Source organism: Pseudomonas sp., assembly GCF_050739995.1.
Lineage (GTDB): Bacteria > Pseudomonadota > Gammaproteobacteria > Pseudomonadales > Pseudomonadaceae > Aquipseudomonas.
Genome location: NZ_JBOICG010000174.1, coordinates 1 through 5,594, shown reverse-complemented (window position 1 = coordinate 5,594; position 5,594 = coordinate 1). Strand labels below are relative to the sequence as shown.

Genomic DNA, 5,594 nt, shown 5'->3' with positions numbered 1-5,594 from the left:
GGGCTCAACTGTTCACAATCGACTTTAAAAATGTCTACAATTTTTTCTTAAAGTGCCGATTTGAGCATGCTGGGGTCGCTCAATGTCAGAAGCCAGCGCACCTGGCCGCTTTTCAGGCCGCCACGCCGGGAGCGATCCTGCACCCAACCTCGCGCCTCGATAACCTGGCCTTGCAGACCATTGAGCCGGGCGCTGTCGAATTTATTGATCTGGTCAGGCGCGATACGTAATACCAGCGCGCCCTGCAATCCAATCCAAATCCCACCTCGATTGCGCTCAATCTTGCTCACCCGGCCGCTGACCAAGGCAAAGCCGGACTGCTTGAGTTGCGCCACAGATTGCACAGGCGATTGCCGCCAAAGCCCCAGCTGTGCTCGGCGAGCGGCATCTTCGGCCACTTGCTGGCAAGCGACCAAGTCGATATTAGGTGCCACTGCAACCTGAAAGCCGAAGCCCTCGGCCAACAATTGCGCCTCCAGGTTCTCGCCATCGGCACCATAGAGGTGGGCCAGGGTCCGTCCGTAGCGGTCTTTGCTCTCACGCCCCGCCACCATGCCGAGCCGGCCGCCGCTGGCCGTTACCAATGCCTGCAAACGCTGACGCGCGGCGACGGCAAAAGGTTCGTCCGTGCGCCCCTTTTTACCGGTCTCCGGCGTATTGAGCCCGATCATGCGCACGCTGCGACCATCCTTGAGACGTACCGTGTCGCCATCCACCACGCGTTGCACTTCGACCTGCACCACGGACGCCGGCGCCGGGCAGTACGCTTCTGCCTGAGCGGCGGCCAGCCAAATCGCAGGCACAAAAAAGGCGCCCACAAGGGACGCCTTTTTCATCAGCATGGAAAAACCGAAGCGGTTTCCCAAGTTGATCGGCCTCAGGCCTTTTTGGCACCGAAAGCACCAAAGCGATCTGCGAAGCGCTGTACACGGCCGCCGGTGTCCAGAGTCTTCTGCTTACCGGTGTAGAACGGGTGGCACTCGTTGCATACGTCAGTACCCAGTGGCTTGCACAGGTTCGAACGGGTTTCGAACTTGTTGCCGCAGCTGCAGGTGACTTCGATGGTTTCGTACGCTGGATGGATATCGGCTTTCATGGCACTTCCTCGGGCTAGCGTGCCGCCACTCGACACTATTGTCGAATACCGCACGTAATTAGGCCGCGGATTCTACCAGACCTTTTTAATCGCGCAAGCCGCGTATCCGGCTGAAAACCTCCTTTCATCAGAAAACCATGGCATACCCAAGCCATCCCCCGTCTGCTAGGCTCCCGCCCCTGCGCCACCGCCTGCCTTTATATGAGACTCCCCGCGTGCCCGACGCCATTTTGCGCCTAGCCCTGCCCTCGCCCCTGCGCCGCCTGTTCGACTATCGAGCTCCGGCCGGCGTGCCGCGCGCGCAGTTGCAACCGGGCATGCGCGTGCGTGTGCCGTTTGGGCGACGGGAGATGATCGGTATCCTGGTGGAAGTCGCCGATCACAGCGAAGTCCCCGCCGAAAAGCTCAAGCCTGCCCTGGCAATCCTTGACGCCACCCCGCCGCTGCCACCCGCATTGTTCAAACTGTGCCTGTGGACCGCCCAGTACTACCAGCACAGCCTCGGCGATACCTTGAGCTGGGCGCTGCCGGTACTGCTACGCCAGGGCGAACTGGCGGAAGCGCGCCAGGAACGCTTCTGGTCGATGGCCCCCGGTGCCCGACTCGACGACCCGCGCATCGCCCGTGCCCCGCGCCAGCGCGAAGCCTTGGCTACGCTGGCCCAGCACCCTCACGGCGTGGCCCATCAGCTATTAAGCAAGCTGATGTTGAGTAAGGACAGCCTCGACCTGCTGCTGGCCAAGGGGCTGGTGCAGGTGGAAATCCGCAAGCACGCGCCGGACCCACGCCATGAACACTGGCTGGCCCAGCCCGAACTGCCGCTGAACACTGAGCAACGTGCGGCTTATGAAGCTATCCGTGCCGGCTTTGACAGTTTCCATGCCTTTCTGCTGGCCGGTGTAACTGGCAGCGGCAAAACCGAAGTCTATTTGCAGTTGATCCGCGAAACCCTGCAAGCCGGCAAGCAAGCATTGGTGTTGATCCCCGAGATCAACCTCGGCCCGCAAACCCTGGCGCGTTTCGAACAACGCTTCAACGCACGCATCGCATTGGTGCACTCGGCGGTCAATGATCGTGAACGCTTGGAGTCTTGGCTGGCGGCGCGTGACGGCGAGGCCGACATCATTATCGGCACCCGCTCGGCACTGTTCACCCCGATGAAAAATCCCGGGCTGATCATCATCGACGAGGAGCACGACGGCTCCTATAAACAGCAGGAAGGTTTGCGCTACCACGCCCGCGACCTGGCGCTGGTACGGGCACGCCAAGAGGACATCCCGATCGTGCTGGGCTCAGCCACGCCATCCCTGGAGAGCCTGCACAACGCCTACACCGGCCGTTATGGCCTGCTACGCCTCAACGAGCGTGCCGGTGGCGCCAAGCAACCGCGCTTCTTGCGCCTGGATGTCAAAAGCCGTCCACTGGACAGCGGTATTTCCGGGCCGATGCAACAAGCCATCGGCCAGACCCTCGCCGCCGGCCAGCAAGTGTTGGTGTTTCTCAACCGTCGCGGTTTCGCGCCAACGCTGCTGTGCCATGACTGCGGATGGATGTCTGAGTGCGAGCGCTGCGATGCGCGCATGACCGTGCACCAGCGCTACGGCGAGCTGCGCTGCCACCACTGTGGCCATGTGGAGCGCGTGCCGCGCCACTGTCCGCAGTGTGGCAAAGTCGACCTGCGTCCGGTGGGCGCTGGTACCGAGCGCGCCGAAGAACGCCTGGGCATTCTGTTCCCGGATTACCCGGTGCTGCGGGTCGACCGCGACAGCACCTCGCGCAAAGATGCGATGAACCAGCTGTTCGCCACCATCCAGAAAGGCCACCCGTGCATCCTGATCGGCACCCAGATGCTCGCCAAGGGGCACCACTTCCCACGCGTGACACTGGTGTCGATCCTGGATGCCGATGGCGGGTTGTTCTCCGGCGACTTCCGCGCCAGCGAGCGCATGGCGCAATTGATCGTACAAGTCGCAGGCCGGGCCGGGCGGGCCGAAGAGCCGGGCAGAGTGATTATCCAGACCCACTTGGCCGACCATCCGCTGCTGATCCAACTGACAGAAGAAGGCTACTTTGCCTTCGCCGAACAAGCCTTGAGCGAACGCCGCGCCGCAGGCCTGCCGCCTTTTGCGCACTTGGCATTGCTACGGGCGGAAGCCCACAAGCCGGGGCAGGCAGAAAGTTTTCTCGATGAAGCCTGTAGCGCTGCCGAACGTTTATTGGCCGAACTGGGTCTGACCGGCATCGAACTGCTCGGCCCGGTGCCTGCGCCTATGGAGCGCCGCGCCGGGCGCTATCGCGCTCAGCTACTCTTGCAGGCAACGTCTCGGGCACCATTGCACCGATTGTTAAGTAGCTGGTTGCTTGCCCTGGAGCAAATGCCCAGTGGCCGCCAAGTGCGATGGTCGCTGGATGTAGACCCGGTAGATTTGTACTGATAGATAGATCGCTATCGCGGGCAAGCCCGCTCCCACAGTTTGAATTGTGAATACCATTAAATGTGGGAGCGGGCTTGCCCGCGATGAGGCCCGCAGGTCCGCCAACCCGTCTGAACGGTTGGCAAGCCCGCCCTCGCCACGGATAATGCCCAGTTTTTCCACCTGCGCTTCGCGCGCCGCCGCTTGCGGTCGAAAGAGAGCACCATGAAAGACACCATTCGCCAGCTGATCCAACAAGCCCTCACCCAACTCGTCAACGAAGGTGTGTTGCCTGAAGGCCTGACGCCGGCGATCCAGGTGGAGAACACCCGCGACAAGACCCACGGTGACTTCGCCAGCAACATCGCGATGATGTTGGCCAAGCCTGCGGGCATGAAGCCACGTGACTTGGCGGAGAAAATCATCGCCGCCCTGCCTGCCGACGAAAGCGTCACCAAGGCCGATATCGCCGGCCCAGGCTTCATCAATTTCTTCCAGAACACCCAGGCCCTGGCTTCGCGCCTGGATGAGGCCCTGGCCGACGCCAGGATCGGCGTACGCAAGGCCGGCCCACTGCAGCGCGTGGCGATTGACCTGTCGGCCCCCAACCTGGCCAAAGAGATGCATGTGGGTCACCTGCGTTCGACCATCATTGGCGACGGTGTGGCACGTGTCCTGGAGTTCCTCGGCGACACCGTGATCCGCCAGAACCACGTGGGCGACTGGGGCACCCAGTTCGGCATGTTGATGGCCTACCTGCAAGAAAACCCGATCACCAGCAACGAGCTGTCGGACCTGGAAAACTTCTACCGCGCCGCCAAGAAGCGCTTCGACGAATCCGAAGAATTCGCCGACCGCGCCCGTGGCCTGGTGGTCAAGCTGCAAGCCGGCGACAAGGAATGCCTCGAGTTGTGGGGCCGTTTCCGTGATATTTCCTTGTCTCACTGCCAGGAAATCTACGAGCTGCTCAACGTCAAATTGACCATGGCCGATGTGATGGGCGAAAGCGCCTACAACGACGACCTGATCAACGTGGTCAACGACCTCAAGGCCAAGGGCTTGTTGGTTGAAAGCAACGGCGCGCAGTGCGTGTTCCTCGATGAGTTCAAGACCGCCGACGGCGAGCCGCTGCCGGTGATCATCGTCAAGGCCGATGGCGGCTACCTCTACGCCACCACCGACCTGGCGGCCGTGCGCTACCGCAGCGGCGTGCTGAAAGCCGACCGCGCCCTGTATTTCGTCGACCAGCGCCAGGCCCTGCACTTCCAGCAAGTGTTCGAAGTGGCCCGCCGCGCGGGTTTCATCACCCACCCGATGCACATGGAACACATGGGCTTCGGCACCATGAACGGCGCCGATGGCCGCCCGTTCAAGACCCGCGACGGCGGCACCGTGAAGCTGATCGACCTGCTGAACGAAGCCCAGGAGCGTGCCTACAACCTGGTGAAGGAAAAGAACCCGGAGCTGGCCGAGGCCGACCTGCGCAACATCGCCCGCGTGGTGGGCATTGGTGCGGTGAAGTACGCCGACCTGTCCAAGCACCGCACCAGCGACTACAGCTTCAACTTCGAATTGATGCTCAACTTCGAAGGCAACACTGCGCCGTACCTGCTGTATGCCTATACGCGGGTGGCCGGTGTGTTCCGCAAGCTGGGCAAGGACTTCAGCGAAGTCGAAGGCCAGATCAACCTTGAGGCGCCACATGAGCAGGAACTGGCCGCCAAACTGGCGCAATTCGGCGAAGTGCTGAACAGCGTCGGCGAAAAAGGCACACCGCACATCCTCTGCACCTATTTGTACGAAGTCGCCGGTTTGTTCTCCAGCTTCTACGAGAACTGCCCGATCCTGACCGCAGACGACGAAGCCCAAAAGCAGAGCCGCCTGCGCCTCGCCGCACTGGCAGGACGGACCCTCAAGCAAGGCCTGGAACTGTTGGGCCTGGAAACTCTGGAGCGTATGTAAGTTGGCTGCCAAGAAAAAACCTGCACCCAAGCGCGGCGCCAGCCGCTACCAGGCACCGGCGAAGAAGCCTATTCCGGGCTGGTTGTGGATGGCCATCGGCCTGACGGTCGGCGCGTTTGTGG

4 protein-coding genes and 1 pseudogene are annotated in these 5,594 nt (G+C 61.8%); 3 read left to right on the top strand and 2 right to left on the bottom strand.

All coding sequences use genetic code 11. The annotated features are described in order from the left end of the window. Positions 1-47 precede the first annotated feature (47 nt). Positions 48-842 (bottom strand): thermonuclease family protein, encoded by a 795-nt coding sequence (locus ACRESD_RS06160; RefSeq protein ID WP_431750114.1) that lies wholly within the window; start codon positions 840-842, stop codon positions 48-50. 35 nt (positions 843-877) lie between these two features. Beyond that, positions 878-1,096 carry a 50S ribosomal protein L31 gene (gene rpmE / locus ACRESD_RS06155; protein WP_010213765.1) on the bottom strand — a complete coding sequence of 73 codons (219 nt, stop codon included), beginning with the start codon at positions 1,094-1,096 and terminating at the stop codon, positions 878-880. Between the two features lie 215 nt (positions 1,097-1,311). On the opposite strand from rpmE, the gene ACRESD_RS06150 reads away from it, so the two are divergent. The 3 genes and pseudogenes from ACRESD_RS06150 to ACRESD_RS06140 all read left to right on the top strand — a co-directional run. Beyond that, entirely contained in the window at positions 1,312-3,531 is a 2,220-nt protein-coding gene (locus ACRESD_RS06150; RefSeq protein ID WP_431750113.1) for a primosomal protein N', read from the top strand. 204 nt (positions 3,532-3,735) lie between these two features. Further along, positions 3,736-5,472, top strand: a complete 1,737-nt coding sequence (gene argS / locus ACRESD_RS06145) for an arginine--tRNA ligase (protein ID WP_431750112.1) — start codon at positions 3,736-3,738, stop codon at positions 5,470-5,472. 1 nt (position 5,473) lies between these two features. Beyond that, positions 5,474-5,594: pseudogene (locus ACRESD_RS06140) on the top strand (SPOR domain-containing protein); the annotation flags it as partial.

Coding starts and splice junctions, on each gene's coding strand:
- argS (WP_431750112.1), top strand. CDS start 3,736: ATGAAAGACACCATTCGCCAGCTGATCCAACAAGCCCTCACCCAACTC.
- rpmE (WP_010213765.1), bottom strand. CDS start 1,096: ATGAAAGCCGATATCCATCCAGCGTACGAAACCATCGAAGTCACCTGC.
- ACRESD_RS06160 (WP_431750114.1), bottom strand. CDS start 842: ATGCTGATGAAAAAGGCGTCCCTTGTGGGCGCCTTTTTTGTGCCTGCG.